This is a genomic window from Caballeronia terrestris, from assembly GCF_001544515.1.
Classification (GTDB): domain Bacteria; phylum Pseudomonadota; class Gammaproteobacteria; order Burkholderiales; family Burkholderiaceae; genus Caballeronia; species Caballeronia terrestris.
Window position 1 is genome coordinate 1 of sequence record NZ_FCOL02000456.1, and the last position, 1183, is coordinate 1183.

Here is a 1183-nt window from a genome sequence, read left to right on the forward strand (position 1 = left end):
CGCAATTACTTTGCTTGACGGTCGGCGCCGCGCTGGTATTGCCGCTTGGGATATGCGGATCGTGCCGCTTAGGCTGTTTCATCGGTTACCAAGCGTCATCCGGAACGGGACCACGTGATAGGCGAGCACATCGCCCGGCCGCGCCACGCGGAAGCATTGCACCACATGCGCATCGAGCGCTTGCCGGATGACGGCTAGGGCCGTACGAGCCTGTCGGGATGTATCATCGTTTCCCCCTAGTCTCGCCGTACCGGGGGTTTGCTGGGCGCGCCTATTGCTATATCTTCGACAGTTTCCGGGAGCATACACGCACGAATGCGCGTTACGACGTCTGCGTGATCGACCGTGACGGACCTCGACCCGTTCGAGGAAGAGGTGATCCAGGTCGCTAAGACACTCGCAGAAAATTCCGAACTGAAGATCGCGCTGTTCAAGTTGCGTGAGGTCATGCAACAGCGTCTGGAAGGAAGAGACTAAATGAGGCTCAAGACGTCCAGTGCCGCAGTAAGCGTGAAAGACGATGATGAATTTAAGTTTTTCGCGCTCGTGCATGTCGTGGCGACGGCCCGGGACGTGTCACTTATCAACAATTCGCGACTTAACGCAGCGAAAACAAGTCAATAACCCAGTACAAGGTAATTCTACAAAACGACCAAGGGTTGCTTGCGTTCGCTTGATCGCCCCTTCGGCCGCGTATTCCCAATTGATTCGATTGAAACACTGGTCGTGCTAGTCTATGCTTTAGACAGCACGCTGGCGATACGTGCTCCTTCATAGCTAACTGACTCGCATTCTCGAATAGGGCCATTTGGTCCATCCCTGATGCTCCGTGTGTCGCCTACAGTACAGAGGGGCAACGAGCAACCGTCAAGCAAATCGTGCCCGCCTGGGGACACTCGTTCGCGAAAGTCAGCTCAAATACGCTGCGCCGGTGACCGGCTGTCACCACCAATGGCGTGCCGCCGATCCTGTCCTCTTTATTCTGGCACCCCAACTACTTGGGTGGACAACCGAGCCTTTCTAAAGAGTCCACGCTCCGTATGTCAAGAGCCGCGTGATTTGCTTCGTGATATCCACATGTGAGATCGTTCTACTGAAGCGTCTCACAATTGGCAAAGCTCGATGGCTGCTCAAGGTGGACGTCGCACGTAGTTAGATCAACATGTCCCGGCAATTGCTGCCG

Annotated in this window: 1 protein-coding gene; it reads left to right on the forward strand. The window is 55.3% G+C overall.

Features of this window, described 5'->3' with window-relative positions; all coding sequences use genetic code 11:
* The first annotated feature begins 345 nt into the window (after positions 1 to 345).
* Positions 346 to 477, forward strand: coding sequence for a hypothetical protein (locus AWB67_RS43145; RefSeq protein WP_268808176.1), 132 nt, complete (start codon positions 346 to 348; stop codon positions 475 to 477).
* Positions 478 to 1183: the final 706 nt, after the last annotated feature.